The organism is Cetobacterium sp. ZOR0034 (genome assembly GCF_000799075.1).
GTDB lineage: Bacteria > Fusobacteriota > Fusobacteriia > Fusobacteriales > Fusobacteriaceae > Cetobacterium_A.
In genome coordinates, this window is the sequence record NZ_JTLI01000035.1 from 1 (window position 1) to 25,848 (window position 25,848).

27 protein-coding genes and 1 riboswitch are annotated in these 25,848 nt (G+C 27.8%); of the genes, 11 read left to right on the plus strand and 16 right to left on the minus strand.

The features are described 5' to 3' along the window. From L992_RS07745 to rpmH, 16 genes are all read right to left on the minus strand, one after another. The coding region (locus L992_RS07745) for a prepilin-type N-terminal cleavage/methylation domain-containing protein (protein ID WP_047395480.1) at positions 1-282 on the minus strand (282 nt) is incomplete at its 3' end. Next, a complete protein-coding gene (locus tag L992_RS07750; RefSeq protein ID WP_047395482.1) occupies positions 263-598 on the minus strand; it encodes a hypothetical protein in 336 nt (111 codons plus the stop codon). The genes L992_RS07750 and L992_RS07745, both read right to left, overlap by 20 nt. Continuing rightward, positions 585-1,034, minus strand: coding sequence for a prepilin peptidase (locus tag L992_RS07755; RefSeq protein ID WP_197053405.1), 450 nt, complete (start codon positions 1,032-1,034; stop codon positions 585-587). The genes L992_RS07750 and L992_RS07755 overlap by 14 nt, the downstream gene beginning before the upstream one ends. After that, the gene (locus L992_RS07760) at positions 1,031-1,486 is read right to left on the minus strand and encodes a type II secretion system protein (protein WP_047382842.1); all 456 of its coding nucleotides are present in this window, start codon (positions 1,484-1,486) and stop codon (positions 1,031-1,033) included. The genes L992_RS07755 and L992_RS07760 overlap by 4 nt, the downstream gene beginning before the upstream one ends. 11 nt (positions 1,487-1,497) lie before the next feature. Then, positions 1,498-2,520 carry a type II secretion system F family protein gene (locus L992_RS07765; RefSeq protein WP_047382841.1) on the minus strand — a complete coding sequence of 341 codons (1,023 nt, stop codon included), beginning with the start codon at positions 2,518-2,520 and terminating at the stop codon, positions 1,498-1,500. Beyond that, positions 2,517-3,662 carry a GspE/PulE family protein gene (locus L992_RS07770; protein WP_052191738.1) on the minus strand — a complete coding sequence of 382 codons (1,146 nt, stop codon included), beginning with the start codon at positions 3,660-3,662 and terminating at the stop codon, positions 2,517-2,519. The genes L992_RS07765 and L992_RS07770 overlap by 4 nt, the downstream gene beginning before the upstream one ends. Beyond that, positions 3,663-3,812: a hypothetical protein gene (locus tag L992_RS13500; RefSeq protein ID WP_156110663.1), complete on the minus strand. Its 150-nt coding sequence runs from the start codon at positions 3,810-3,812 to the stop codon at positions 3,663-3,665. It lies immediately after the preceding gene. Continuing rightward, positions 3,809-4,378, minus strand: a complete 570-nt coding sequence (locus L992_RS07775) for a hypothetical protein (protein WP_047382839.1) — start codon at positions 4,376-4,378, stop codon at positions 3,809-3,811. The genes L992_RS13500 and L992_RS07775 overlap by 4 nt, the downstream gene beginning before the upstream one ends. Before the next feature lie 21 nt (positions 4,379-4,399). After that, positions 4,400-5,215, minus strand: coding sequence for a histidinol-phosphatase HisJ family protein (locus L992_RS07780; protein WP_047395485.1), 816 nt, complete (start codon positions 5,213-5,215; stop codon positions 4,400-4,402). 106 nt (positions 5,216-5,321) lie between these two features. Beyond that, positions 5,322-7,172 (minus strand): tRNA uridine-5-carboxymethylaminomethyl(34) synthesis enzyme MnmG, encoded by a 1,851-nt coding sequence (gene mnmG, locus L992_RS07785; protein WP_047382835.1) that lies wholly within the window; start codon positions 7,170-7,172, stop codon positions 5,322-5,324. Between the two features lie 86 nt (positions 7,173-7,258). Continuing rightward, a complete protein-coding gene (gene mnmE / locus L992_RS07790; RefSeq protein ID WP_047382833.1) occupies positions 7,259-8,626 on the minus strand; it encodes a tRNA uridine-5-carboxymethylaminomethyl(34) synthesis GTPase MnmE in 1,368 nt (455 codons plus the stop codon). 11 nt (positions 8,627-8,637) lie between these two features. Then, a complete protein-coding gene (locus tag L992_RS07795; RefSeq protein ID WP_047395488.1) occupies positions 8,638-9,369 on the minus strand; it encodes a R3H domain-containing nucleic acid-binding protein in 732 nt (243 codons plus the stop codon). A gap of 10 nt (positions 9,370-9,379) precedes the next feature. Next, on the minus strand, positions 9,380-9,988 hold the full coding sequence (locus tag L992_RS07800; RefSeq protein ID WP_047382830.1) for a YidC/Oxa1 family membrane protein insertase: 609 nt from the start codon (positions 9,986-9,988) through the stop codon (positions 9,380-9,382). Position 9,989: 1 nt separating this feature from the next. Then, positions 9,990-10,226: a membrane protein insertion efficiency factor YidD gene (gene yidD / locus L992_RS07805; RefSeq protein WP_047382864.1), complete on the minus strand. Its 237-nt coding sequence runs from the start codon at positions 10,224-10,226 to the stop codon at positions 9,990-9,992. A gap of 13 nt (positions 10,227-10,239) precedes the next feature. Beyond that, positions 10,240-10,581 (minus strand): ribonuclease P protein component, encoded by a 342-nt coding sequence (rnpA, locus tag L992_RS07810; protein WP_047382828.1) that lies wholly within the window; start codon positions 10,579-10,581, stop codon positions 10,240-10,242. A gap of 63 nt (positions 10,582-10,644) precedes the next feature. Continuing rightward, positions 10,645-10,779 carry a 50S ribosomal protein L34 gene (rpmH, locus tag L992_RS07815; protein WP_047382826.1) on the minus strand — a complete coding sequence of 45 codons (135 nt, stop codon included), beginning with the start codon at positions 10,777-10,779 and terminating at the stop codon, positions 10,645-10,647. Between the two features lie 774 nt (positions 10,780-11,553). Here rpmH and L992_RS07820 point away from each other — a divergent pair. The 11 genes from L992_RS07820 (at position 11,554) to L992_RS07870 (ending at position 25,844) form a co-directional block, all read left to right on the plus strand. Then, positions 11,554-13,404: a replication initiator protein A gene (locus L992_RS07820; protein WP_047382824.1), complete on the plus strand. Its 1,851-nt coding sequence runs from the start codon at positions 11,554-11,556 to the stop codon at positions 13,402-13,404. Between the two features lie 226 nt (positions 13,405-13,630). Beyond that, positions 13,631-13,894 carry an HPr family phosphocarrier protein gene (locus L992_RS07825; protein WP_047382823.1) on the plus strand — a complete coding sequence of 88 codons (264 nt, stop codon included), beginning with the start codon at positions 13,631-13,633 and terminating at the stop codon, positions 13,892-13,894. An 89-nt stretch (positions 13,895-13,983) separates the two neighbouring features. Further along, positions 13,984-15,726, plus strand: a complete 1,743-nt coding sequence (ptsP, locus tag L992_RS07830) for a phosphoenolpyruvate--protein phosphotransferase (RefSeq protein WP_047395492.1) — start codon at positions 13,984-13,986, stop codon at positions 15,724-15,726. 50 nt (positions 15,727-15,776) lie between these two features. Further along, positions 15,777-16,850, plus strand: a complete 1,074-nt coding sequence (locus tag L992_RS07835; RefSeq protein ID WP_081982774.1) for an alanine racemase — start codon at positions 15,777-15,779, stop codon at positions 16,848-16,850. A gap of 71 nt (positions 16,851-16,921) precedes the next feature. Next, positions 16,922-17,008, plus strand: a riboswitch (SAM riboswitch). 83 nt (positions 17,009-17,091) lie between these two features. Further along, positions 17,092-18,099: a methionine ABC transporter ATP-binding protein gene (locus L992_RS07840; protein WP_047382817.1), complete on the plus strand. Its 1,008-nt coding sequence runs from the start codon at positions 17,092-17,094 to the stop codon at positions 18,097-18,099. Continuing rightward, complete coding sequence (locus L992_RS07845) at positions 18,089-18,739, plus strand: methionine ABC transporter permease (protein ID WP_047382815.1); 651 nt, start codon at positions 18,089-18,091, stop codon at positions 18,737-18,739. The genes L992_RS07840 and L992_RS07845 overlap by 11 nt, the downstream gene beginning before the upstream one ends. A 2-nt stretch (positions 18,740-18,741) precedes the next feature. Continuing rightward, positions 18,742-19,512 carry a MetQ/NlpA family ABC transporter substrate-binding protein gene (locus tag L992_RS07850; protein ID WP_047382813.1) on the plus strand — a complete coding sequence of 257 codons (771 nt, stop codon included), beginning with the start codon at positions 18,742-18,744 and terminating at the stop codon, positions 19,510-19,512. Between the two features lie 213 nt (positions 19,513-19,725). Beyond that, positions 19,726-21,483, plus strand: a complete 1,758-nt coding sequence (locus L992_RS07855; protein ID WP_047382811.1) for a sigma-54-dependent Fis family transcriptional regulator — start codon at positions 19,726-19,728, stop codon at positions 21,481-21,483. A gap of 239 nt (positions 21,484-21,722) precedes the next feature. Continuing rightward, positions 21,723-23,000 (plus strand): serine dehydratase subunit alpha family protein, encoded by a 1,278-nt coding sequence (locus tag L992_RS07860; RefSeq protein ID WP_047395495.1) that lies wholly within the window; start codon positions 21,723-21,725, stop codon positions 22,998-23,000. Between the two features lie 26 nt (positions 23,001-23,026). Continuing rightward, complete coding sequence (locus L992_RS07865) at positions 23,027-24,370, plus strand: CoA-disulfide reductase (RefSeq protein ID WP_047395498.1); 1,344 nt, start codon at positions 23,027-23,029, stop codon at positions 24,368-24,370. A gap of 43 nt (positions 24,371-24,413) precedes the next feature. Further along, entirely contained in the window at positions 24,414-25,844 is a 1,431-nt protein-coding gene (locus L992_RS07870) for a cation:dicarboxylate symporter family transporter (RefSeq protein WP_047382805.1), read from the plus strand. Positions 25,845-25,848: the final 4 nt, after the last annotated feature.

Sequence of the window (25,848 nt, forward strand, 5' to 3'; positions counted from 1 at the left end):
TAACATATTTCCTTCTTTTAAGCTTTCTCTTGAATAATCAATTACTTTTGGCATATTTGAATATTGATAAATCTTATAAGTATATGATTCATACATCGAATTCTGAATTTTATTGAAAATAATTTCACTGTTCATTTTTTCTTGAATTTTTTTAAAAACTCTTTTATTTTCTATATTTATATGCCTTATATAACTATAGAACATTTGCAAAATAACTGTAACTATAAACAAAACTACAATCATCTCTACTAAAGTAGTCCCTTTATTTTTGTTTATATACATATAAAATACTCTCTCTCTTTAAATACTTCTTATAAATAATTATTTCAAATTTATAAAGCTCCTCATATATAATTTTCTTTTTTATATCAATTATTATTTCTTTATCTTCAGATAAATAATCTATACCTATATTGTTCCATTTATAAAAAGACCTAACTTTTTCAATTTCATTTTCTAAAATTTTATAATCTTCTAAAAAATTAAGATTTCTTTTTAAATATATGATTCCAGAAAATATTGGATTGATAACTAATAAGATTATAACCAGTGAAATTAATATCTCTATATATGTTGATCCTCTTTTAGAATTTGTCATATAGCTCACCATATTTTAATATTATGTATGAAAAAATTAAAAAAGGTCCAAAAGCTATCTCTTTTTCTAAAGTTTTAAAAAATACATACTTAATAACTATATAGATTAGCGCTGAAATAAAACTTATGTTTATAAACAATAATATATTTATAAAATTTTGAAATTTCAATAACATCCCTATTGAAATCATCAACTTAATATCCCCTAACCCTATGCACTCTTTTTTAAAGAAATCGCTACCATAAGTATATAAAAATATAAATGGTAACGTATAAAGAGCACTTCCTATAACTCGTTCTCTCAAATCACCATAAAAAAATCCAAAGTAAATACCTATACAAAGAAGTGCTATATTACTTTTATTCAATATTATTTTCTCTTTGAAATCTCTAAATATTATTTCAAATAAAATAAATATCTCTAATATATGAATCAAATATCCTCCCATTTTTCTCCTCGAATATTATATTCTTGTTTTGAATCTTTAGGAGTTAAGATAAAATGTGTGTTTCCTGTGTCTAAATTAACTTTTACTTCTCCACCATAAGTTATCTCTCCGTCTGGTGTTGACTTACTTCCTCCTATTTCAAGTAAAAGATCATCTCCATCTCCTGGTTTTGGGACTTTATTTTTTCCAATATAATTTTCTAAATTTTCCAATACTTCAGACATATTAGTTATTCCAGTACTCGGCCATGGATAAGAACCTTTTTCTAAATAGTAAGTCTCTGATGCAACACGCAAATTTTGAAGAGTATTAATAGCTTTTGAATCTTTTGCCATAGCAAGATAATCCCTCACCTTAGGCACAATAAAGCTACTTAAGATTCCAATAACTCCTAAAACTAAGATAATCTCAATAACACTAAACCCTTCTCTTCTTTTCATTAACCCTCCTTCTAAACATTTAAAATATCGTCTATATTTAAAATTGGTAAATATAAACCAACAACAAAAACACTTATTATTATTCCTATTATCAATAATAAAAATGGTTCTACTAATTTTAAAATCATTTTCAATCTTTTATTTAACTCCTCCTCTCTCACTAAAGCAATCTCTTTTAATATCAAAATTACGTTTCCACTCTCTTCTCCAACTCTAACCATATCAATCTCTTCTAAAGAAAAAAAACCTAATCTTTTAAAACAATTAGAAAGAAGATCACCTTTTTTTATATTTTTTAAAATATATATTTTATTTTTTAAAAATCCAGATTCTAAATTCTCTAAAATTATATCAATACCTTTGTCTATAGAAATACCCGATTCTAAAAGAGTTGATAAGTTATCTAAAATACTTATCATATATTTTTCAATTAAAAATTTTTTAACTATAGGAATTTTATATAATGTTTTTTTCATAACTTTCGATTTTAAGCAAAAAAAAACTACACAAATATAAATTAAAATTGTGTAGGGATATTTTGATAATATATTTTTAATTTTTAAGATAAATCTTGTTATTAATGGGAGCTCATTTGGATTTAATGAATAAACAGTCTCAAAATTTGGGACTATAAAATAAAATATTAAAAGAATTATTATTGTCGATATAACTAAAATAAAAATAGGATATGATAGTGCTATTTTTATTTCGTTTTTTAATCTCTCTTTTTTCTCTTTCATTTGTGCTATTTTTAAAAAACCATCTCCCATTTTTCCTATATTTTCAGAGACATAAATAATCAGAAGTTCCCTCTCTTTTATAAGTTCTTCGTCCTTTAATATAAAATAGATATTTTCTCCTTTTTGCAATCTTCTATCCAGATTCAAAATTCTAGATTTTAATAATTTATTTTTTGAACTATTTTTTTGAAATTCAATTGCTTTTTTTAAAGGAATTCCAGCATTTAACAACCTTCCTATCCTTAAATATAGATTTTGAAGCTCCTTATCTTTAATTTTTCTTTTTAAAATCATACAAAACACTCTCTTAATATTTCTTCTTTTGTTGTTATTTTTTCTGATACCTTTGAATATCCGTTTTCTAAAAGATTTTTAAATCCTTCCTCTCTCAAATAATCCTCTAGCTCTTTTGTTGTTCCGTTAAGTATAAAATCTCTTATCTGTTTATTAAAAAAAATTATTTCTTCAACAGCTTCTCTTCCCTTAAATCCTTCATTACAACACTCCCTATTTTTTTCACCTCCACAATAACCACATAGTTTTCTAACTAATCTTTGACTTTCAATCGCTGTTATTGCTGTAGCTATAATAAATCGATCTATTCCAAAATTTATCAATCTATCTATAGCTGATAATGAATCTATCGTATGTAGAGTACTGACAACTAAATGTCCTGTTAAAGAAGCCATTAAAGCAATCTCTGCTGTTTCTTTATCTCTTATCTCTCCAACTAAAATTATATCTGGATCTTGTCTTAAAACACTTCTTAATATCGTTGAAAAATCTAATCCAATCTCACTTTTACACTGAATTTGATTTATTTCTGTTAGTTGATATTCTATTGGGTCTTCAATTGTTACTATATTCAAATTTTCATTTTGTAAATAATTAACAATAGAGTAAAGTGTCGTTGTCTTTCCACTTCCTGTAGGCCCACAAAAAAGTAATAATCCACTCTTTTTTTTCAATAAATCTTTCAATCTAATCAAGTTATTAGATGAAAAACCTAAATTATCTATCGAAAGATCTGATATATTATTTTTTAATAACCTAACTACAACACGTTCTCCAAAAATCGTTGGTGTTAGTGAGACTCTAAAATCTATTTTCTCATCTTTAAATTGTCCTTTAAATCTCCCATCTTGTGGTAATCTTTTTTCCCCTATATCAAGCTCACTCATCAATTTTATTTTGGTTATTAATCTTACACCTAAACTTTTGCTTATCTCAGTATATTTTCTCAAATGTCCATCTATTCTAACTCTTATTTTAATAAAACCCTCTTTTGATTCTATATGAATATCCGAAACTCTTTCTTTCAAGCTATAAAAAATAAGTTCATTTAAAATTTCTGTTATATCTTCTTTGTTATATTTTAAATCTTTCAACTCTTTTATTTCAAAAACATCTCTTTTAAAATATATATCTTCTTGCATTTAAACCCCTCTTTGAATTTTTAGAATTTGAAGGTTCACTTTTTTTTCTGAATTTGAAACTTTAACATATTTTTTCAAATGACCTCTTTCAGTTTCAACTTTTATTAAAACAACAGTTATTAAAAAAAATGCATATATCTTATACCTCAATATATCTCCTCCTCTTTCCAACCAACTCTTTCTTCGCCTTCTGTGGAGTAATGATATTGTATTATATTCTCGTATGTCACTCCTTTTACGTTCATATTTAAATATGTATTTATTTTTAAAATTTTTTCTCTTTGAAAGGTATAAAATGCTAACCTATTTTCTACTTGGTCTCTATAACCAAAAATATAAAGAGTAAAAGCTTTACTTAAATTTCCTGTAATTGTTGTTTCTACATTAAACTTTGGATTTCTAGATCGATTATATGGTATTTCATAATTTAACTTTTTTGATAAAAATAGTTTTTCCACTAAAAAATTATTTCTTTTTATCCTTACTTCCTTTTCTAAAAAATCCAACTCAATTAAATATTTCTCTTTTAAATAAAGCGACTTCATAGAATATTTTGAAAATGTAATTTGCAAAAGTCTTCTATCTTTTTCAAGATCAAATTTTTCATTGATTTTAATAATTTTTACAAATAAAAAAGAGCTAACAATAAAAATAATAGTAACAACCACTATTGTTTCTAAAAAAGTTAGCCCTTTGTTTTTTGTATTTTTGTTCATAATCACCTTCTTTTAAAGAAATTATTTTATTTTTTTAAAAGATACATCTAGCTGATCAAAAGATGATATATATTTTACTCCTATGCTTTCTAAGAAATCATAAGCTCTTTTAAAATCTTTTCCTAAGTCTGATGCTTTATGTGAATCTGAACCTATAGTTATAATCTCTCCACCTAATTCAAAATAACGTTTTATTATATTATCACATGGGTAAAATCTATTTTCATTATATCTTATTCCCGAAGTATTTATTTCAATTCCTTTTCCCTTTGAAATTAGTTTTTTTAAAATAGTGTCAATAAGGTCCTGATACATTATATAATCTATAAATCCTTTTTTGTCAAGTCCCCCATATCTTGTAATAAAATCAAGATGTCCTTGAACACTAAATTGGTTGAAGTTTTCCACGCTTTTTAATATTTCAAAAAAATATTTGTCATGAGCTTCATCTCTTGTTTTATCGCTCCAAAATTCTTTTTGATCAACTAAAAGCCTATCCACAGTATGAACAGATGAAATTATAAAATCAAATGGATATCTCTTTATGATTTCATCTCCAATCTCCCCTAAATGCTTTTGTATTCCAAACTCCATACCTAATTTTATATCTAAGTCATTTTTATAAAACTCTTTTAATTTTAAAATTGTAGGAACATACTCATCTAAATTTAAATAAAAATTTGAATCATTCGATACTGTTTTTATATCTAAATCCATATGATCAGTTATTGCAATCTCTTTAATTCCTAATTCAATAGCTCTTTTACAGATTTTATCTAAGTCCTCAACACTATCTCCAGAAAAACTACTATGTATATGATAATCACTTATAATCAACTTTGTCCTCCTCGATATTTTATTACAAATATAAGTATAACAAAAAAAACTGTAATTACAAGTTTATTTAACTTTGTATTTACAGTTTTTATTTTTGTTCGTAGTACTATTTTTTTAATGTTGCTAATAGAAGTGCGATATCGTTTCCTGTAACACCACTTATTCTAGAAGCTTCTCCTATAGATAAAGGCTTTATCTCTTTCATTCCGGCCCTAGCTATATTAGATATTCCAACAACAGTGTCGAAATCAAAATCTTCAGCTATACTTAAAGCCTCTAATCTTTTAAATCTTTCAATCTGCTCTCTTTCTCTTTCAATAAATACTTCATATTTTATCATTGTTTCTATCTGATTTTTAACAAACTCTGGATATTCAGGAATATCTAAAAGATGTGCTAAATCATCGTATGAAACCTCTTTAAATTTTAAAAGTTCACTAGCTTGAACTCCTTTTGTTAGTCTTTGCTCAGTTCCCTTTTTTTCTAATATTTCATTAGCATCTTTCATCGGAACTTTTGTTTCTTTTATTCTTTCAATTTCAGAGTAAACATCTGCTCTACATTTTTTTAAGAACTCTATTTTTTCTTTAGGTACTATTCCTATCTCTTCAGCTTTATCTAAGAGCCTCATAAAGCCATTATCAAATCTCAGAGTTAATCTATATTCAGATCTTGATGGAAGCACTCTATAAGGCTCTGGAGTCTTTTTATGAATGATATCATCAACTAATACTCCTATATATCCTTCACTTCTATCAAATATCACTGCAGCTTTATTTAAAGTTTTTCTAGCTGCATTAACCCCTGCTATGAATCCTTGAGTAGCTGCCTCTTCATATCCAGAAGTACCATTTATCTGCCCACCAAAATATAATCCTTTTATTTTCTTACTTTCTAAACTTGGATAAAGTTGTGAAGCTGGAGCATAGTCATATTCTACAGCATATCCATATCTCATTATTTTAGCATTTTCCAACCCTTTTATTGATTTTAACATTGCATCTTGAGCAAATGGAGGCATTGCTGTTGTAAGACCATTTACATAAAGTTCATTCGATTCACTAGATTCTAACTCTAAGAAAATTTGATGATCAAATTTATCTGGGAAATTTAAAACTTTTCTATCTAATGAAGGACAATGTCTTGGTCCATGAGTTTCAATTATCCCTGAAACTATCGGAGAATACTTTAACATCTCTTTTGTTACATTCAATGTTTCTTCTGATGTATGTGTTAACCATGTTGGAACAACGTTATTTCTCTCTTTCTCTGTATAGATTGAGAAATATCTAGGGTGTTCTTCTCCATATAGAGGTTTCATTACAGAAAAATCTACTGTTCTTTTATCTATTCTTGGAGGTGTTGCTGTTTGGTATCTTTCAAGTAATATTCCATTTTTTTCTAAACTTTCTGATAATTTCTCTGCAGAATTTTCTCCCATTCTACCCGCAGGATATTTAACATCACCAATAACAATTCTACCTTTTAAAAATGTCCCTGTTGCTAAAACTACAGTTTCAGAATAATAATCTATTCCCAAAGCAGTTCTAACACCTTTTATAACTCCATCCTCAACTAAAATTTCATCGACACTATCTTGCATGATTTCTAAATTTTCAGTTGCTTCTAATAGTGTTTTCATTTTTGTTCTATATAAAAATTTATCTGCTTGACCTCTTGTTATTCTTGCAGCAGGTCCTTTACTTGTATTTAAGTGCTTTAATTGAAGATTATATTGATCAGTATGTCTTCCCATCTCTCCACCTAACACATCTATCTCAGCAACTAAGTTACTCTTTCCAGGACCTCCTATAGAAGGATTACAAGACATCATTCCTATATTATCTAACGATAAAGTAAATAATAGTGTATTTCTATTCAATCTAGCACTTGCTAAAGCTGCTTCAACCCCAGCATGTCCTCCACCTACAACAATTACATCATACTTAAAACTCATACTATTTCTCCTTTTATTTTTGTCCATATACATAAATAAATGTCAAAAAAATTATAGCCACAGACAATAAATCCGTGGCTAATACTTTATTTTCCTACACAGAAATTACTAAAGATATGATCTAAAAGATCTTCGTTACTAATTTCTCCCGTTACCTCTGACAATGAATCTAAAGCCTCTTTTAAATCTACTGCTATTAAATCCATCGGTAATCCCATATCTATTGTTTCAAATATATTTTCTACAGCTTGTTTAGTTTTTTCTAGCGCAGACTTATGTCTAACATTAGTGATAACTAATTTTTGTGAACTGTCCTCAACTTGTCCAGAAACTATATAATTATAAATTTCCTTCTCCATTGAATCTATTCCAATTTTTTCTAATGCAGAAATTTTTATCCATTTTTTTATTTTTGTTAATGGTGTCGTATCTAACTTAGATTCAATATCGGTTTTATTTATAAGCCCAATAACTTTATCCGCTTGAATTCTTTCATGGATTTTTAAATCCTCTTCATCTAGCTCTCTAGAGTTATCAACTACAAATAAAACTAAATCTGCTTTATCTATAAGTTCTTTTGATTTTTCTACACCTATATTTTCTACTAAATCATCTGTTTTTCTGATTCCAGCTGTATCAACTAAAACTAGTGGAACACCGTTTAAGTTTACAACTTCTTCAATTATATCTCTAGTAGTTCCAGCTACATGAGTTACTATAGCTCTTTCTTCTCTTAAAACAGAGTTTAATAAACTTGATTTTCCAACATTAGGTTTTCCAACAATAGCTGTTTTAACTCCCTCTTTAATCATTTTTCCTTTATTATAAGATTTGATTAAAGCATCTGTTGTATTAACAACATTGTGTAAGTTATCTACTAAATCATCTGGTAGAGGGTCATCTATCCCCTCTTCAGGATAATCTAATACAACATTAACATGAGCAGAAACATCTAAAAGTTGCTTTTTTAATATATCTATTTGCTCTCTTAAATCTCCTCTTAATTGATTTAAAGAAAGAGAAATACTTTTATCTGTTTTACCATGAATTAAATCAATTACAGCTTCTGCTTGAGTTAAATCCAATCTTCCATTTAAGAAAGCTCTTCTTGTAAATTCACCAATTTCAGCTATTCTAGCTCCACTTTTTAGAACTAACTCTAAAACTCTTTCTGTAATTAAAAATCCTCCATGACAATTAATTTCTACAATATCCTCTTTTGTATAAGTGTTAGGTCCTTTCATTATAGAAACTAAAACTTCATCTATCAACTCTTCTCCATCATAAAGATGACCGTAGTTTATACTGAAGTTTCTAAGATCACTAACATTTTTATTTGATATAGGTTTAAATATTTTTGTTAGTATACATAAAGAATCACTTCCTGACATTCTAACAATTCCTATTCCACCTTCTCCTCTTGGAGTTGAAATGGCAGCAATAGTATCAAACATATAACTCACCCCTATTTCTTTTTTCTAATAACAATATATCTTTTAGGGTCTTTTCCTTCGCTATAAGTATCTAATTCTGAATATTTATTAACAACTTCATGTATTATTTTTCTTTCTCTTGGTGGCATTGGATTTAATTTTATAGGTTTAGTTGTTTTCATAGCTTTTTCAGCCATTTTTCTAGCTAAATCTCTTAAAGTTACATTTCTTTTTTCTTTAAATCCTTCAACATCAACATCTATTCTAACATCTTTAATCAATGTGTTTAATAGGTATTCATAGCTATTTAATGTTTTTCCTTTTTTTCCAATAATAATTCCATTATCTTCACCATAAAGGTTTATAACACAATTTTTACCCTCTAATCTTAGAACCTCAACTTCTAAGTCAAGTCCCATTCTATTCAATAATTCTTGAGAAAGTCTAATGATATCCTTTTCTCTATTTTCTTTAATCTCTTTTTTTGTTTCTTTTTTTACTTGCTCAATCTCTTCAGTTTCTGTTTTTGATATAGTTTCTACTAGCTCTTCTTCTAAAGCTGAAATCTCAATCTCTTCAGTTTCTACTTCTCTGCTAATTTCAACTTTATACAAACCATCTTTAGCAAAAAAACCAAAGAATGATTTTGGCTTCTCTAGTTCAGTAACCTTAACAACTTGATCAGCAGTAACTTCCAATATTTTTATAGCTCTAGCAATGGCAACTTCTCTATTGCTTGCTTTGATTTCAATCATATTTTCCATAACTTTTGTATTAGTCTCCTTTTTTCATTATGAAATATTGTTGTAAGATTCCTACAAAACTAGATGTTAACCAGTAAATTTGTAAACCAGCTGGCATTTTATAAGAAATAAATATCATCATGATTGGGAATACATACATCATTTGTTTCATTTGTGGGTTACTATCTGTTCCTGTTAACTTTTGTTGGATAAATGCAACAATACCGTTTAAAACAGGTAATATATAATAAGGATCCGGTTGTAATAAATTCATCCATAAGAACGATTCAGCAGGAACTATTCCTCTTTCTGCTCTTAAAACACCAAACAGTGCCCATAATATTGGTAGTTGAACTATTAGTGGTAAACATCCTCCAGCCGGATTAACATTTTTTTCTTTGTAAAGTTCCATTGTTTTTTGGTTTAATAAATTTTTATCGTGACCATATTGTTCTTTATATTTTTCTAACAATGGTTGTAGTTCTTTCATTTTTTTCATTGATTTATCTTGTTTTAAAGTCAATGGTAATAATATTATTTTAATTAATATCGTTAAACCAATTATAGCTAAACCGAAATTTCCTGTAATTCCATTTATAAACATTAATATTTGTTCGAATATCTTGTATAAAAATTCCATTTTATTTTCTTCCTCCGCATTTTTTAAGTGGTGGCACTGGATCATATCCTCCCTTAGAATATGGATGGCACCTTAAAATTCGTATTATTCCTAAATAAGTCCCTTTCAAAATTCCATGTACTTCTATTGCATCATACATATATTTTGAACAAGATGGGTAGAATATACAGTTTTTCCCCAAAAATATTGAAATATATTTTTGATAAAATCTTATTAAATTTAAGATAATTTTTTTCAAAATACAAATTAAACTATTTTTTAAATAGTTTAGAATTTTTAAGAACACGGTCAAGATCTTTTTTCATCTCCTCAAAACTTAATGTTTTAAATTTTTCTCCAGCTGTTCTTTTAGCAACAAAAATTATGTCATAACCAAGATTTAGGTTTTCTTCATTTAAACGACAATACTCTCTAAATAATCTTTTTAATCTGTTTCTACAGACTGCATTTCCTGTTTTTTTACTAACAACAAATCCAAATCTGTTTTCATTTGTTTCATTTGCTTTAAAAAAAATAAGAGAGTAATATCCAAATGATTTTTTTCCATAGTTATAAACAATTTGAAACTCCCTATTTTTTTTTAAATTAGTCATATTATTAACTCCCTAAAATAGTCCTTAAATCTTTAAAAACCCGGTGTTTTAGATCACCGGGTTTTATGCTGATAATACTTGTCTTCCTCTTGCTCTTCTTCTCTTTAATACTTTTCTTCCGTTTTTAGTTGCCATTCTAGCTCTAAATCCGTGATCTTTTTTGTATTTTCTGTTATTTGGCTGATAAGTTCTTTTCATTTTTTCACCTCCTAAAAATATCTATATTTCAGATAAATATTTTAGAAGAATTTTTGAGTTTTGTCAAGTAAATTCTAATAAATAAAAATTTAATCTTAAATCATAAGAAATTCTTTGAATAAATTATGAAAATTATATTATACGCGCATAGTTGTTTTTTGTTTTTTGTATAATGTTATATGTACTGACTAAGTTAAAAAAAAAACATATGTTTAGCCATTGATTTAATTAAGTTTATATAAAAAAAAATATTATTGATAATAGACATAAGCAAAAAGCTTTGTTTTATTGGTAACTAGAATGCTCAAATTAATATAAAGCTAGATAAATCAAAGGTTTGTAAAGAGTTATAAATATTATTGTTTATATACATAATTATAAACCTATGTTTTTAAAGAAGTTCTATAAAATCTATAATTAAGAAACCTAATAAAATCAAGGCATTTAAGAATATAGAAAATATTATTGATAATAGACATAATGACAAAGCTTTATTTTAAAAGAATTAATTAATTTTTAATTCATAATAACTTAGTAAAATCAAGGCATTAAAGAAATCAGAAAATATTATTGTTTATATACATAAAAAAAACATATTGATTTTACTATAAAAAAATAATATTTTTATTTGAAACACTAGATAAATAAAGGGATGAAAAAAGAAAAAAATATTATTGTTAATATACAGAAAAAATGCTATATTATATTACGCTAAATATAATTATTATTGTATATATACATATTTGGTATTATAAAATTTATAGAGAGGTTTTTATGGAGAAGAAGGTGAAAAAGGAAAAAGGAGATGTTGTTGAGAATTTTAATATAGCTTCAACAGGGTCACTTTTAACAGATATAACCAAGATAGATATTAGATTAAATCAATTACCAGACATAGAAGTTAGAGAAGTTATAATAAAAGAAACAGGGAACTTCTTAAATTTAAAAGATAATGTTATAAATATACCTGTTGAAATGATAGTGTTTCCGTTTTTTACTCCACAAAAACAAAATAAGAGAGTAAACTTTCAATATTCGTTTGAAGATTTAGGAGTTACAATGTATTGTACATTGGTTGCTAAAGACTCAAGAGATAAAGTATTCCAACCTTCAATTTTTGAAGAAAAAATATACACATATTTAATATCAACGTATGAAGCAAAAAAAGAGTTAGACAACGAAGATGAGTATATAGAATTTGAAATTTCAGATTTTATAGTTCATTTTCTAGGAAATAAAATGAATAGAACCTATTACACAAAAGTAGAGCAAGCTTTGAAAAATTTAAAAAATACAGAGTATCAATTTATTGTGTCAAATCATACAAAGTTGGGAAAATACAAATTTGAAGATGAAGAGTTTAAGCTTTTAACTTATCAAAAATTAAAAAAAGGAAAAAAGATTTATTATAGAGTTACTTTAAATAAAAATATAAGAAAAAAAATTAGTGACAAAAGATATATAAAGTATAATTCAAAAGCTTTAATGGAAATTTTAGCTAAAGATCCAATTGCTGGAAGAATTTATAAATATATTAGTAAAATTAGATATGAAAAACAAGAAGATAGAATAAACCTTAGAACAATCGCTGCGATTATTCCATTAAAAACAGAACAAACGACAGAAAGAATCAATAAAAATGGAGATACAAAAACATATGTTTTATGTAGAATGAAACAAGTTTTGAAAAGAGTAGAAAAAGCATATGATGTATTGGTAGAATTAGGATATGTTGAATACTATGAATCATATCAAGATAAAGAAGAAGACACATATTATATTGTTTATAAATTTAATAGTGAAAAAGATGGAGAGTGTCATGTTTCTTCGTTTATTGAAAGTAATAAAGTAAGTAAACCAAAAGAGATTACATATTCAAAAGATAGAGAAAAATATAGTAATAAAAAAGAATTGAATGTTGAAGAGATAGAAGAAGCAGAAGTAATAGAAGTTGTTGAAGAGATAAAACAAGAAGAATCGACAAAAGAAAATACAATTGAAAATATAAAAAGAAAAATAATAAAAAAACAACCTCAAAAAGATGAAGAGTTTAGTTATCCAGAAGAAGTTGGGAAATATATTCAAAAAGCTAAAAAAAATATATATGTTTCAAGAGCTTGGGATAAAAGAACAGATACTAAAATAAAAAAAATCTTCTTAGAAGAAGGAGAAATAATTTTAGTAGAAGTTTTAAAAATTATATATAAAAATTTAAATTCAAACATAAAAACAACTTTAGTTCAATATATAAATGGTGTTCTAAAAAACCTATTAAGTCAAGAAGAAGATGTTTCAAAACAAAACTTAACACTTTTCAATAATATAGTTAAAGAGAAAGGATTAATTAGTAAGAAAAAGATTAATCAAGCAAGAAAAACAGTGAAAAAACCAGTTATAAATAGCATAAAAGAGCTTATTGATGAAACAGACATATCAATAGATATATTAAAGGTTTTTGATGAATATGATGAGTATGAAAAATTAAAAATAGAGGAACAAGCAATAAATTTGTGTTCTTTAGAAGAAAACATTGATGTTAACTTTTTATTGACTATGAAAAGAAAATCCAAAAAAATCTATTTTAATACAATAAAGAAGTATATTGAGAGAGTTATTAATGAATAGATTTAACAAAACCTTAGATATGTTAAATCAGAGTGTATAAAAGAGTTAAAATATCATAAAATACACAATTAAAGACTTAAAAATGAACATTTTTTGACAAAAAAACAATTCAAAATAAAAATTGACAAAATTTTGAAAATTAAGTATTCTATATTAGAATAATAGATTTAAATTTTTATATTTTTATTTAATAATAAACAATAAATGTAGAAAGGTGAGTAGGATTATGGCAAATAAGACAGTTGAAATTAAGAATGAAACAGGACTACATACAAGACCTGGTAACGAATTTGTAAGTTTAGCAAAAACATTTACATCTCAAATCGAATTAGAAAATGAAGAGGGGAAAAAAGTAAAGGGAACATCTTTATTAAAATTACTTTCTTTAGGAATTAAAAAAGGTGCAAAAATAACAGTTCATGCTGCTGGAGAAGATGAGAACGAAGCAGTTGAGAAGTTAGCTCACCTACTAGAAAATCTAAAGGACTAATAATATAGTACGATAGTTTGATGTGTGAGAAGGATGGGGGTGACTCTGTCCTTTTTTTTGTCAAAAAAAAATTTTGGGAGAGATAAAATATGAGAAAATTTGTAAAAGGTATAGACGCATCTCCAGGGGTAGCAGTTGGAAAAGTATTTTTATATAAGGAAGAAGAACTTTTCATAGACAAAGGAGAATGCTCAAATGTTGAGGTTCAAAAAGAAAAGTTAATAGAAGGAAGAGATAAAACTAAAGAACAACTTTTAAAAATCAGAGAAAAAACTGCAAGACAATTAGGTGAGGATAAAGCAGCAATATTTGATGGACATATAACACTATTAGAAGATGAAGATTTATTTGAGGAAGTTATTGAATTAATCGAAGATGAAAAAATAACAGCAGAAAATGCATTAGAGCAAGGTATCAGCGGATATTGTGATATGTTAGCAAATTTAGAGGATGAATATTTAAGAGAAAGAGCAGCAGATTTAAGAGATATTGCAAAAAGATGGTTATACAACATTGTTGGAATTGAAATAGTAGATTTATCTTCATTACCGGCTAATTCAATAGTTGTAGCAAGAGATTTAACTCCATCAGATACAGCTCAATTAGATTTAAAAAATGTTGTAGCATTTATAACTGATATCGGAGGAAAGACAGCTCACTCTTCAATTATGGCTAGATCATTAGAAATTCCAGCAGTAGTTGGAACAGGAAATATAACATCATTAGTTTCTAATGAAGCAGCTATAATCGTTGATGCATTAACAGGAGATGTTATATTAAATCCAACAGAAGAAGATGTTGTAAAATACACAAAGAAAAGAGAAAATTATTTAGCAGAAAAAGAACTTTTAAAGCAATTAAAAGATAAAACGGCTACATCAAAAGATGGAGTAACAGTAGGAGCTTGGGCAAATATAGGTTCTCCAAAAGATGTTGCAGGAGTTTTAAGAAACGGAGCTAATGGAATTGGTCTTTATAGAACAGAGTTCTTATTTATGGCTAACGACAGATTCCCAACAGAAGATGAGCAATTTGAAGCGTATAAAATAGTTGCTGAGTCTATGAAAGATGAAAATGGAAATCCATTCCCAGTAACAATAAGAACAATGGATATAGGTGGAGATAAATCTTTACCATATATGGAGTTACCACATGAGGAAAATCCATTCTTAGGATGGAGAGCTTTAAGAATATGTTTAGATAGACCTGAAATTTTAAAAACTCAATTCAGAGCACTTTTAAGAGCATCAGCTTTCGGATATATTAAAATAATGTTACCTATGGTAATCTCAATAGAAGAGTGTAGAAAATCAAAAGAATTATTAGAAGAGTGTAAAGCAGAATTAAGAGCAGAAGGAATAAAGTTCGATGAAGAGATTCAATTAGGAATAATGATTGAAACTCCTGCAACAGCATTCAGAGCTAAATGGTTTGCACAAGAAGTAGATTTCTTCTCAATAGGAACAAATGATTTAACTCAATATACGTTAGCAGTAGATAGAGGAAACGAAAGAATTTCTCACTTATACGATACATATAATCCAGGAGTTTTAGCAGCAATAAAAGCAGCTATCGATGGAGCACACGAGGGTGGAATTTCTATATCTATGTGTGGAGAGTTTGCTGGAGAAGCTAGAGCAACAGCTTTACTATTTGGAATGGGATTAGATGCATTCTCAATGTCAGCTATATCAGTTGCAAAAGTAAAGAAAAACATAATGGCTATGGATAAAGCATCAGCAGAAGCTCTTGTAGAGAGAGTAATGTCTATGAGTACAACTGAAGATGTATTAGCAGAAGTAGATAAATTTAACGATCAATTATTAGGATAATATAAAAAGGTGAAACTTTGTTTCACCTTTTTTTCTTTTTGGAGTATACTATGAGAAAAAACAGGAGAGTGGTTATGGGATTTAAAGATTTTAAAATCGAAGTGAATAAAAAAAATATTCTTCATAACTATGAATATCTAAAAAGATTAAGGAATAAAGAGATTATAGCTGTAGTAAAAGCAAATGCGTATGGCCATGGAATAAAAAATATCGTATCTCTTCTATCAGAGCACGGGTGTAAATATTTTGCTGTTGCTAGAGAGTGTGAAGCAGAAAAAATTTTAGAATTGAAGTTAAAAAATGTAAATATATTAATTTTAGAAACGATAGAGGACTTAAATTTTTTGAAACAAAATAAAAATGTTGAGATGGTTATAAATAGTTTTAAAGACCTTCTTTTTTTATTAGAGAGTGATATTTCGACGGAACAACTTCATTTAAAATTAGATTTTGGATTTGGAAGAAATGGAGTTGTAGAAAGTGATTTTTCAAAATTAAAAAAATTAATTTTAGAGAAAAATTTAAAATTTAAAGGAATCTGTACTCATGTCTTTGCGGCTGATTATGAAGATATGTTGATTGTTGAGAAAAAGTTTAATAATATATTATCAGAGTTAGATAAAAAGCGATTCGATATTATACATATGCAAAATAGTGCTGGAGTTATTTCAATTGAAGGTGCTGGATGTACACATATAAGATGTGGAACAATTTTATTTGGACTTCAAGAGATAGGTTACTATGATCCTAATATAAAAAGAGCTTTTAAGTTAATTGGAAAAATATTAGATATAAAAGATTTAAACGATTTAAAATATATTGGATACGAGAAAAAAGAAAAAATAACTTTGACTGAAAATAAAAAAATAGCAAAAATAAGATTGGGCTATGGAGATGGATTTTCTAAAAGAGGAGAAGGTATTATGTCTATAATCAATAATAAAAAGTTTGAAATAGTTCATATTAGCATGGATAGCTCATTTATTTTAGTTGATGAATCAGTAAAGGAAGGGGATTTTATAGAGATTTTTTATGATTTAGAAGATAGTATAAAATATTTAAAAGTTCCTCATTATGAATTTTTATCGTGTATAAACGAAAGAATCAAGAGAGAGATTATATGACTACGAACAAAAATAAAATTTTATTTTAAAAAAATATTGACTTTTTTTTTCAAATGAGATATTATTACTCAAAACCATCAAGAGAGACCGAGGGACTGGCCCGTCGACGTTTCAGCAACCTACCAATGAGTGTGGTGCTAATTCCAGAAAGATGGGAGAGATCTAAATTTGATTAATTTACTCTCATCTTAATTTTAATAATTAAGGTGGGAGTTTTTTTTATACGGGAGGATTAAAAATTATGATTATATTAGAGAATGTTAATAAAATTTATAGCAATAATTTTCATGCTGTAAAAAATGTAAATTTAAATATTCAAAAGGGGGAAATATTTGGAATAATAGGATTGAGTGGTGCAGGAAAATCCTCTTTGATAAGATTATTTAATGGTTTAGAAGCATTAAATAGCGGTTCTATAAAAATTGAAGGAACAGATATAGCAAAGCTTTCTAAAAAAGATTTATTGGAAAAAAGAAAGAGAATAGGAATGATATTTCAACATTTTAATCTATTAAAATCTAGAAACGTGAGAGATAATATAGCCTTTTCTTTAGAGGTTGCAGGATGGAAAAAATCAGAGATAAAAACTAGAGTTGATGAATTACTGAGATTAGTTGAACTTGAAGACAAAGGAGAATTTTATCCCTCTCAACTTTCTGGAGGTCAAAAACAAAGAGTAGCCATAGCGAGAGCTTTAGCAAATAATCCAAAGATTCTTCTATCGGATGAAGCTACTTCAGCACTAGACCCTAAAACTACAAAATCTATATTATCTTTAATAAAAGATATACAGAAAAAAATGGATTTAACAGTAATTTTAATAACTCATCAAATGGAAGTTATTAGAGAAATCTGTGATAAAGTTGCAGTTATGTCAAATGGGGAAATTATAGAAATAGGTAAAACTCATGAAATATTTTTAAATCCTCAAAATGAGGTTACAAAAGAGTTAATTTCATATATTCCAGCTCAAGAAAAAGAGGAAATTGAGTTTATAAAAAAACCAGGAAATAAAGTAATAAAACTTATGTTTTTAGGATCAGTAGCTGGTGATCCTATCTTATCTAAAGCTGTAAGAAAATTTGATTTAGATATAAATGTTTTAGGAGGATCAATTGATTTATTAGCAACAATGCAAGTAGGACATTTAGTTGTTGAATTAATAGGAGATTTAGAAAAACAAAATGAAGCTATAGAATGGTTTCCAAGTTTAGATGTAGGGGTGGAGGTAGTTTATAATGGTATTTAATATGTTAATACAGGCGACAATAGAAACAATCTATATGGTTATATTTTCTGCAATTGTTTCTCTTATAATAGGTTTTCCATGTGGAATTTTAGCAGCAATAACATCACAAGGTCACATATATGAAAACAAGGTAATTAATAGCTTTTTAAATGGAGTTATAAATATTACAAGATCTTTTCCATATATCATTCTTATGATTTTGTTACTTCCGTTATCAAGATTTGTAATAGGAACTACAATAGGGAGTACAGCAGCAATTGTACCACTTTCAATATCGGCGGCTCCATTTGTAGCAAGAATTGTAGAGAATTGTGTTTTAGAGGTAGACAGAGGTGTTATAGAAGCAAGTGAGAGTCTAGGAGCTAATAATTATACAATAATAACAAAGGTAATTATACCTGAGTCATTACCATCTTTAATTCAAGGAATAACTTTGCTAATTATTAATTTAATTGGATTATCTGCAATGGCTGGAGCTATTGGAGGTGGAGGTTTAGGAGATTTAGCAATAAGATTTGGTTACAATCGTTTTAAATTAGATATTATGATATATTCAGTTTTAGTAATTATTGCTTTAGTTCAAGGGATTCAGTTAATAGGGAGTTTAATATCAAATAGATTGAAAAAAAATGGGAGGTAGTTATGAAAAAATTAGTTTTATTATTAGGATTAGTAGGTTCAATTGTAAGTTATGGAGCAAAATTGAAAGTTGGAGCTTCACCTGTTCCCCATGCACAACTATTACAGCTTGTAAAAGATGATTTAAAATCTCAAGATGTTGATTTAGATATAATTGAGATAACAGATTATGTAACACCAAATTTACTTTTAGATTCGAAAGAGTTAGATGCTAACTTCTTTCAACATAAACCTTATTTAGATACATTTTCTAAAGAAAAAAATCTGAAGTTAGTGATAGCAGGAAATGTACATGTAGAGCCGTTAGGAGTTTATTCAAAAAAAGTTGATAAAATAGAAAATTTAAAAAAAGGTGGTGTTGTAGCAATACCAAATGATCCAACAAACGGAGGAAGAGCTTTAATTTTACTTCATAATAATGGAGTTATAAAATTAAAAGATCCAACTGATCTTTTAGCAACTGAATTTGACATAGTAGAAAACAAAAATAATCTTAAATTTAAATCTTTAGATGCAGCACAAATTCCAAGAGCTTTGAAGGATGTTGATTTGGCAGTTGTAAACGGAAATTATGCTTTAGAAGCGGGACTTAATCCATTAACAGAAGCTTTAATAATAGAAGGAAAAGAATCTCCTTATGCTAATTTAATAGCAGTAAGGGAAGGGGATGAAAAAAGAGAGGATATTCAAAAATTAGTTAAAGCTTTACAAAGTGAAAAAGTAAAAGAATTTATAGAAAAAACATATAAAGGAGCAGTAGTAACTGCATTTTAATTAAAGGACGAGAAAATCTTTTCTCGTCCTTTTTTTGAATTTTGTGTCAAATATATTTCTAAAAAGAACTCTTTTCAAAGTACATACTATATGATATAATCTATACTAGATTTTTTATTAAAAAAGTCAAGATTTATATTTTTAGAAATTGACTATTATAAATATTTTTGATAGTATACATATATTAAAAAAGTATAGTTTAAAGGGAGTAAGATGAAAACTGACTTATTGGTGATAAAGGATGAGTTAAAAAAATATGCTAAAACAATTTCAAAGCTATTTTCTATGGATGTAGGTATCTGTGATAAAAACTTAATAAGAATAACAGGAAGTGGCCCTCAAAAAATAGGTGAAAAAATAAAAGGTAGAGCAAACAAAAAAACATTAGAAACAAAAGAAACTACTGTTATTTTGAATCCAAGAGAGGATGAAATATGTAACGGTTGCTCAGAAAAGAGCTGTTGTTTAGAAGTTCTTGAGATATCAACGCCAATAATGTATGAAGGTGAAATAATAGGTTTAATAAGCTTAGTTTCTTTTGATGAAGAACAGAAAAAAAGAGTTTTAGAAAATTTAAAAAATTATTTAGATTTTGTAGAGCAGATGGCAGAATTAATAAGTGTTAGATTTATAGAATATAATGAAAATCTAGAAAAAACAGAAAGAGAGAACATTCTTTCTACAATATTGAATACAATTCAAAAAGGTGTTTTGAGATTTAATAAAAAAGGAGATATAACAGCAATAAATAACTTTGCATTAAAAAAAATAGATTTAGGAAGATCTATTATAGGTGAAAAAGTAACTATTGATTCTCAGAACGATTTTATCATGGAGCAAGAGATTTATAAATTAAAAGTTCAAAATAAAGAGTTACTTGTTTTAGGTAAAATTCTTCCTTTTGAAGCTTTTGGAAGAAATGAAAAGATTTTTATTTTTGATGATATGAATAAAGTAAATGAAGGAATCAGAGAATTAGTTGAAACATCTAATAGTGTTTCTTTAAAAAATATAATTGGAGAGTCTGAATTTACGGAATTACTAAAAGAAAGAATAAAACATGTAGCACCATCTAAATCTACAGTTTTGATAACGGGTGAAAGTGGAACTGGAAAAGAGCTTGTGGCTAGAGCCTTACACTACCATAGTGACAGAAGAAATGCTCCGTTTGTAGTTATAAATTGTGCAGCAATTCCAGAATCTCTTTTAGAGAGTGAGTTGTTTGGATATGTAAGAGGAGCTTTTACTGGTGCAGATAAAAATGGACGTATGGGAAAATTTGAATTAGCTAATGGAGGAGTTATATTTTTAGATGAAATAGGTGATATGCCACTTTATCTTCAAGCAAAAATTTTAAGAGTACTCCAAGAAAGAAAAGTAACAAGAATTGGCTCAAATAGAGATATAGAATTAGATATTAGAATAATTGCAGCAACTAATGTTGATTTAGAAAAAAAGATAATGGAAAAGAAGTTCAGAGAGGATCTTTATTATAGGTTAAAAGTAATTCCCTTTGAAGTAGCACCCTTAAGAAAAAGGGTTGAGGATATTCTTCCTATCACAAGAAATTTAATAAAAAAATATAATAAAATAACAGAGAGATATATAAACTTTATAGATATAGAAGTAGAGAGATTGTTTTTAAATTATTCTTGGCCAGGAAATATAAGAGAGTTAGAAAATGTTGTAGAGTTTATGTTCAACCTTTCTGATGGTAGTGATATTTTAAGTTTATCAACAATTCCTGAAAAATTATTAGAAGAGAAGTATTTAGATAAAGAATTAAAAAAGGATTGTTCTTTATCTAAAGAAGATAACTATTTAGAAGATTTTGAGAATATTGAAAAAAAATACATTCAAAAAGCTTTAGAAATATTTGGAAAAGACACTGAAGGAAAAAAAATAATAGCAAGTAAAATGAATATAGGTTTAACAACGTTATATAGAAAAATTCAGAGATATGATATCTGATTTTTCAAAATGAAAAAAATTTTTTTCAAAATGAAAAATTTTTCAAAATGAAAAAAATCAAAATTAAGCTATTTCAAATTATGTTAAGTAGAATTAAAAAATAAAAATACTAATACAAAAAAAATAAAAAAATAACACAAATATTAAAAAATATATCTATTGGAACAGAAATTGCTTATTATAATACTTGTATATTGCTTATATTAGTATAAATTTAAATTAAGGAGGATTTTTGTAAAATGATAGATAAAATTTTAAGTATTTTAAATGAAGAGATAGTTCCGGCAGAAGGGTGTACAGAGCCAATAGCTTTAGCTTATATAGGAAGTAAATTAACAACAATATTAGGTGGAGTTCCAGAGAAAGTTGAAATAGCTCTTTCAGGAAATTTAATAAAAAATGTTAAAAGTGTAAAGATTCCTAATTCAGAAGGAATGGTAGGAATTGAAGCAGCAGTTGCGTTAGGAACAATATTGGGGGATTCAAAAAAAGATTTAATGGTTATATCAACAATTGATAAATCAAGATTAAATGAAGTTAAAGAGTATTTAGACAATAAAAAAGTAGTAGCTACTAAAATTGAAGGAGATGTAAAACTTCATATGAGAGCTACTGGAATTTTAGGTGAAGATACAGTAACTATAGAGATAAAAGATTATCATACAAATATTGTTAAGATAGAAAAAAATGGTGAATTAATAAAAGGTGGAACTTGTGATGAAGTTGTTACAGGGGATGCTATGACAGATAAAGAGTTTTTAACAGTAGAGTTAATTCATGACTTGGCTAAAACAATAGATTTAGAGTTAATCGCTCCGATTTTTGAAAAGGTTATAGCTTACAATTCAGCTATAGCAAATGAAGGACTAAAAAATGATTATGGAATCGGAATGGGTAAAGGAATATATGAGGGAATGCAAGAGGGAGTTTACGGTAAAGATTTAAAAAATAAAATCGTAAGTTTTGCAAGTGCAGGAAGTGACGCTAGAATGAATGGATGTTCGATGCCTGTAATGACAACAAGTGGAAGTGGAAACCAAGGAATGTCAGCTTCTTTACCAGTTATAAAATATTGTGAAGAAAAAGGATTATCACATGAAGATTTAATTAGAGGACTATTCTTCTCACATATGACAACAATTCATATAAAATCAAATGTAGGAAGATTATCTGCTTATTGTGGTGTTGTTTGTGCAGGTGGAGGAGTAGCAGGAGCTTTAGCGTTCTTAGATGGTTTATCTTTAGATAGAATTGATTCGGCGATTGAAACAACATTAGCAACATTATCAGGAATGCTTTGTGATGGTGCAAAAAGTTCTTGTGCAACAAAGATTGCGAGCTCGATAGGGATGGCATTTGATTCATACTATTTATCTAAGAAAAAGAGAAACTTTGAATATGGTGAAGGAATAGTAGGAAAGAATGTTGAAGCGACACTAGCGAACGTAAAAGTTTTAGCTCAAGAGGGACTAAGAAAAACAGATGAAGTTGTTTTAGAAATAATGTTAAATAACTAATTATAAGTAAAGTTTTAGGAGGAAAAATGAAAATAATAATTATCGGTGGAGTTGCTGCTGGAATGTCAGCTGCGGCAAAAGCAAGCAGATTAAACAAAAATGCAGAATTAGTAATCTATGAAAAGACAGAGATAGTTTCATGGGGAGCATGTGGATTACCTTATTATGTAGGAGATTTCTTTGAAGATCCAAACAACATGATAGCTAGACCTGTAGAAAAATTTATAGAAGCAGGAATGAATATTAAAATAAAGCATGAAGTAATTGGAATAGATGTTGAAAAGAAAGAGGTAACTATTAAGAATTTAGTGACTGATGAGATATTCACAGACAACTATGACAAGTTAATGGTAGCAACAGGAGCTCACGCTATTATGCCTCCTATTAAAAATTTATCAGCAAAAGGTGTATACACTTTAAAAGATTATACTGATGGAATCGAGCTAAAAGAGGAGATTTTAAAAGAGGAAAATCAAGAGATTGTAATTGTAGGAGCTGGATATATCGGTCTTGAAGTCGCTGAAGCTGCAAAGCATTTAGGAAAAAGAAGTGTAAGAATCATCCAACTTGGAGATAGAGTTTTATTAGAAAGTTTTGATAAAGAAATTACTGATGTTATGGAAGAAGAGATCAGAGCTCATGAAGGTGTAGAGCTACATTTAGAAGAGGTTGTAGAAGAGATTCTTGAAGAGAATGGAAAAGTTGTTGGAGTAAAAACAAACAAAGGTCAATATCCAGCAAATATAGTAGTTATTTCAACAGGTGTTAGACCAAATACAGCTTTCTTAAAAGAAACAGGAATTAAAATGTTAGGAAATGGTGCTTTAGTAATTGATAACCATGGAAGAACAAGTATTGATTCAATCTATTCAGCAGGAGATTGTGCAACAGTTCCACATCTGGTAAGAAATGAAGATGTATATATTCCATTGGCAACAACAGCTAATAAAATTGGAAGAGTTGTTGGAGAAAACTTAGCTGGATTAGAAACTGAGTTCAAAGGAACTTTAGGTTCGGCAGCAGTTAAAGTAATGGAAGTAGAAGCTGGAAGAACAGGAATTACAGAAGCTGAAGCTATAAAAATGGGGATTAATTATAAAACAGTATTCATAAAAGATAAAAATCAAACAAACTATTATCCAGGTAGAGAGGATATATTTGTAAAATTAATATATGATGCAGATACAAGAGTTCTTTTAGGAGGGCAAATAGCAGGAAAGAAAGGTGCTGTATTAAGAGTTGATTCTTTAGCAACAGCAATCTATTCAAAATTAACTGTAGATGAAATTGGAATGATGGATTTCTGTTATGCACCACCATTCGCAAGAACATGGGATGTAATGAACGTAGCTGGAAACGTAGCAAAATAAAAAGGCTTCAATAAAAATTTAAATATAGAAACGGGAGAAAAAAATGAACAACGTATTTTTTGAACAATTTTTAATGATTAGTGATTTAAAAACTGTTGGTTTCTTAGTAGCTTTATTAGTTATTTTATACCTAATAAATATGTTACCAAAGAAAAAATTTAACTTTTCTGCAAAAGTTATGGTTGCAACAGTTGTCGGTTTAATTTTAGGATTAGCAATTCAAGTTGTAGCAGGATTCCCAGAGGATCCAATGAAGTTAGTATTCGTTAGAGAAACTACATTATGGTATAGTTTACTTGGTGGAGGATTTATATCTTTAATAAGAATGCTAGTTATTCCTCTAGTAATGGTTTCAATTATTCATGTTATTATCAACATGAAAGAGGATGCTAACCTAGGAGATTTAGTAAAGAGAAGTTTAGTTATTACTTTAGTAATGGTAGCTATCTCTGTTGGTGTAGGATTACTTTTAGGAAATATATTCCAAGTTGGAAAACTTTCATCTGATGCAGTAGCAACAGTAGCAACAACAGGTGGAAGACAAATTAGAGAAGTAAGTAACATAGTTGATACATTAAAAGCTTTAATTCCTTCAAATCCTGTTGAAGCAATGGTTAAATTAAACATTGTAGGATTAGTAATATTCTCAGCAGTAGTTGGAGTAGCAGCAAAAAGAATGTCAAAGAAATATATGGATATCGTAAAGCCATTCTTTGATTTAATCAATGCAGCTCAAAAGATAATTGTATCTATGGCAATGAGTATCATTAGATGGATGCCTTTAGCAGTAGTACCACTTTTAGCAAATACAATTGCACAAAAAGGTATTGGGGCAATAGCAGAAGTAGGAAAATTCATAGCAGTTTTATACTTAGCAACAGCAATTATGTTTGTTATTCAAATGGTAGCAGTAGCATTCTTCGGATTAAATCCATTTACATATGTTAAAAAGAGTATCTCATTAATGATCTTAGCATTTACTTCAAGATCAAGTGTTGGTTGTTTACCAGTAACAATTTCAACATTAACTAACAAATTAGGTGTTAGTGAGTCAACTGCAAGTTTCGTAGCAAGTTTTGGTACAACAGCAGGAATGCAAGGATGTGCAGGAATATTCCCAGCATTAACAATAGTATTCGTAACTAATATGAGTGGACACTCTGTAGATATGACATTAATAGTTATGTCAATAATAGTTGTGGCAATCAGTTCGTTAGGAATCGCAGGAATTCCAGGAACGGCAACAATGGCAGCATCAGTAGCTTTATCAGGTACTGGTTTAGCAGCTATGTTCCCTTTAATCAATCCAATTTTAGCAATCGACCCAATTATCGATATGCCTAGAACAATGTTAAACGTAATCGGATCGGTTACAAATGCATTAATGGTTGATAAGAGTTTAGGAAATCTAAATACTGAAGTTTATCAAGATATGGAAGCAGGAAGTGAAGCAAACTCTTCTGATGATGAATAATTAA

Excerpts from the sequence above, each read along its gene's own strand:
- L992_RS07750 (WP_047395482.1), bottom strand. The coding sequence starts at position 598 with ATGACAAATTCTAAAAGAGGATCAACATATATAGAGATATTAATTTCA.
- L992_RS07760 (WP_047382842.1), bottom strand. The coding sequence starts at position 1,486 with ATGAAAAGAAGAGAAGGGTTTAGTGTTATTGAGATTATCTTAGTTTTA.
- L992_RS07765 (WP_047382841.1), bottom strand. The coding sequence starts at position 2,520 with ATGATTTTAAAAAGAAAAATTAAAGATAAGGAGCTTCAAAATCTATAT.
- L992_RS07770 (WP_052191738.1), bottom strand. The coding sequence starts at position 3,662 with ATGCAAGAAGATATATATTTTAAAAGAGATGTTTTTGAAATAAAAGAG.
- L992_RS07775 (WP_047382839.1), bottom strand. The coding sequence starts at position 4,378 with ATGAACAAAAATACAAAAAACAAAGGGCTAACTTTTTTAGAAACAATA.
- mnmG (WP_047382835.1), bottom strand. The coding sequence starts at position 7,172 with ATGAGTTTTAAGTATGATGTAATTGTTGTAGGTGGAGGACATGCTGGG.
- mnmE (WP_047382833.1), bottom strand. The coding sequence starts at position 8,626 with ATGTTTGATACTATTGCTGCCATTTCAACTCCAAGAGGAGAAGGTGGA.
- L992_RS07795 (WP_047395488.1), bottom strand. The coding sequence starts at position 9,369 with ATGGAAAATATGATTGAAATCAAAGCAAGCAATAGAGAAGTTGCCATT.
- L992_RS07800 (WP_047382830.1), bottom strand. The coding sequence starts at position 9,988 with ATGGAATTTTTATACAAGATATTCGAACAAATATTAATGTTTATAAAT.
- rnpA (WP_047382828.1), bottom strand. The coding sequence starts at position 10,581 with ATGACTAATTTAAAAAAAAATAGGGAGTTTCAAATTGTTTATAACTAT.
- rpmH (WP_047382826.1), bottom strand. The coding sequence starts at position 10,779 with ATGAAAAGAACTTATCAGCCAAATAACAGAAAATACAAAAAAGATCAC.
- L992_RS07820 (WP_047382824.1), top strand. The coding sequence starts at position 11,554 with ATGGAGAAGAAGGTGAAAAAGGAAAAAGGAGATGTTGTTGAGAATTTT.
- L992_RS07825 (WP_047382823.1), top strand. The coding sequence starts at position 13,631 with ATGGCAAATAAGACAGTTGAAATTAAGAATGAAACAGGACTACATACA.
- ptsP (WP_047395492.1), top strand. The coding sequence starts at position 13,984 with ATGAGAAAATTTGTAAAAGGTATAGACGCATCTCCAGGGGTAGCAGTT.
- L992_RS07835 (WP_081982774.1), top strand. The coding sequence starts at position 15,777 with ATGAGAAAAAACAGGAGAGTGGTTATGGGATTTAAAGATTTTAAAATC.
- L992_RS07840 (WP_047382817.1), top strand. The coding sequence starts at position 17,092 with ATGATTATATTAGAGAATGTTAATAAAATTTATAGCAATAATTTTCAT.
- L992_RS07845 (WP_047382815.1), top strand. The coding sequence starts at position 18,089 with ATGGTATTTAATATGTTAATACAGGCGACAATAGAAACAATCTATATG.
- L992_RS07850 (WP_047382813.1), top strand. The coding sequence starts at position 18,742 with ATGAAAAAATTAGTTTTATTATTAGGATTAGTAGGTTCAATTGTAAGT.
- L992_RS07855 (WP_047382811.1), top strand. The coding sequence starts at position 19,726 with ATGAAAACTGACTTATTGGTGATAAAGGATGAGTTAAAAAAATATGCT.
- L992_RS07860 (WP_047395495.1), top strand. The coding sequence starts at position 21,723 with ATGATAGATAAAATTTTAAGTATTTTAAATGAAGAGATAGTTCCGGCA.
- L992_RS07865 (WP_047395498.1), top strand. The coding sequence starts at position 23,027 with ATGAAAATAATAATTATCGGTGGAGTTGCTGCTGGAATGTCAGCTGCG.
- L992_RS07870 (WP_047382805.1), top strand. The coding sequence starts at position 24,414 with ATGAACAACGTATTTTTTGAACAATTTTTAATGATTAGTGATTTAAAA.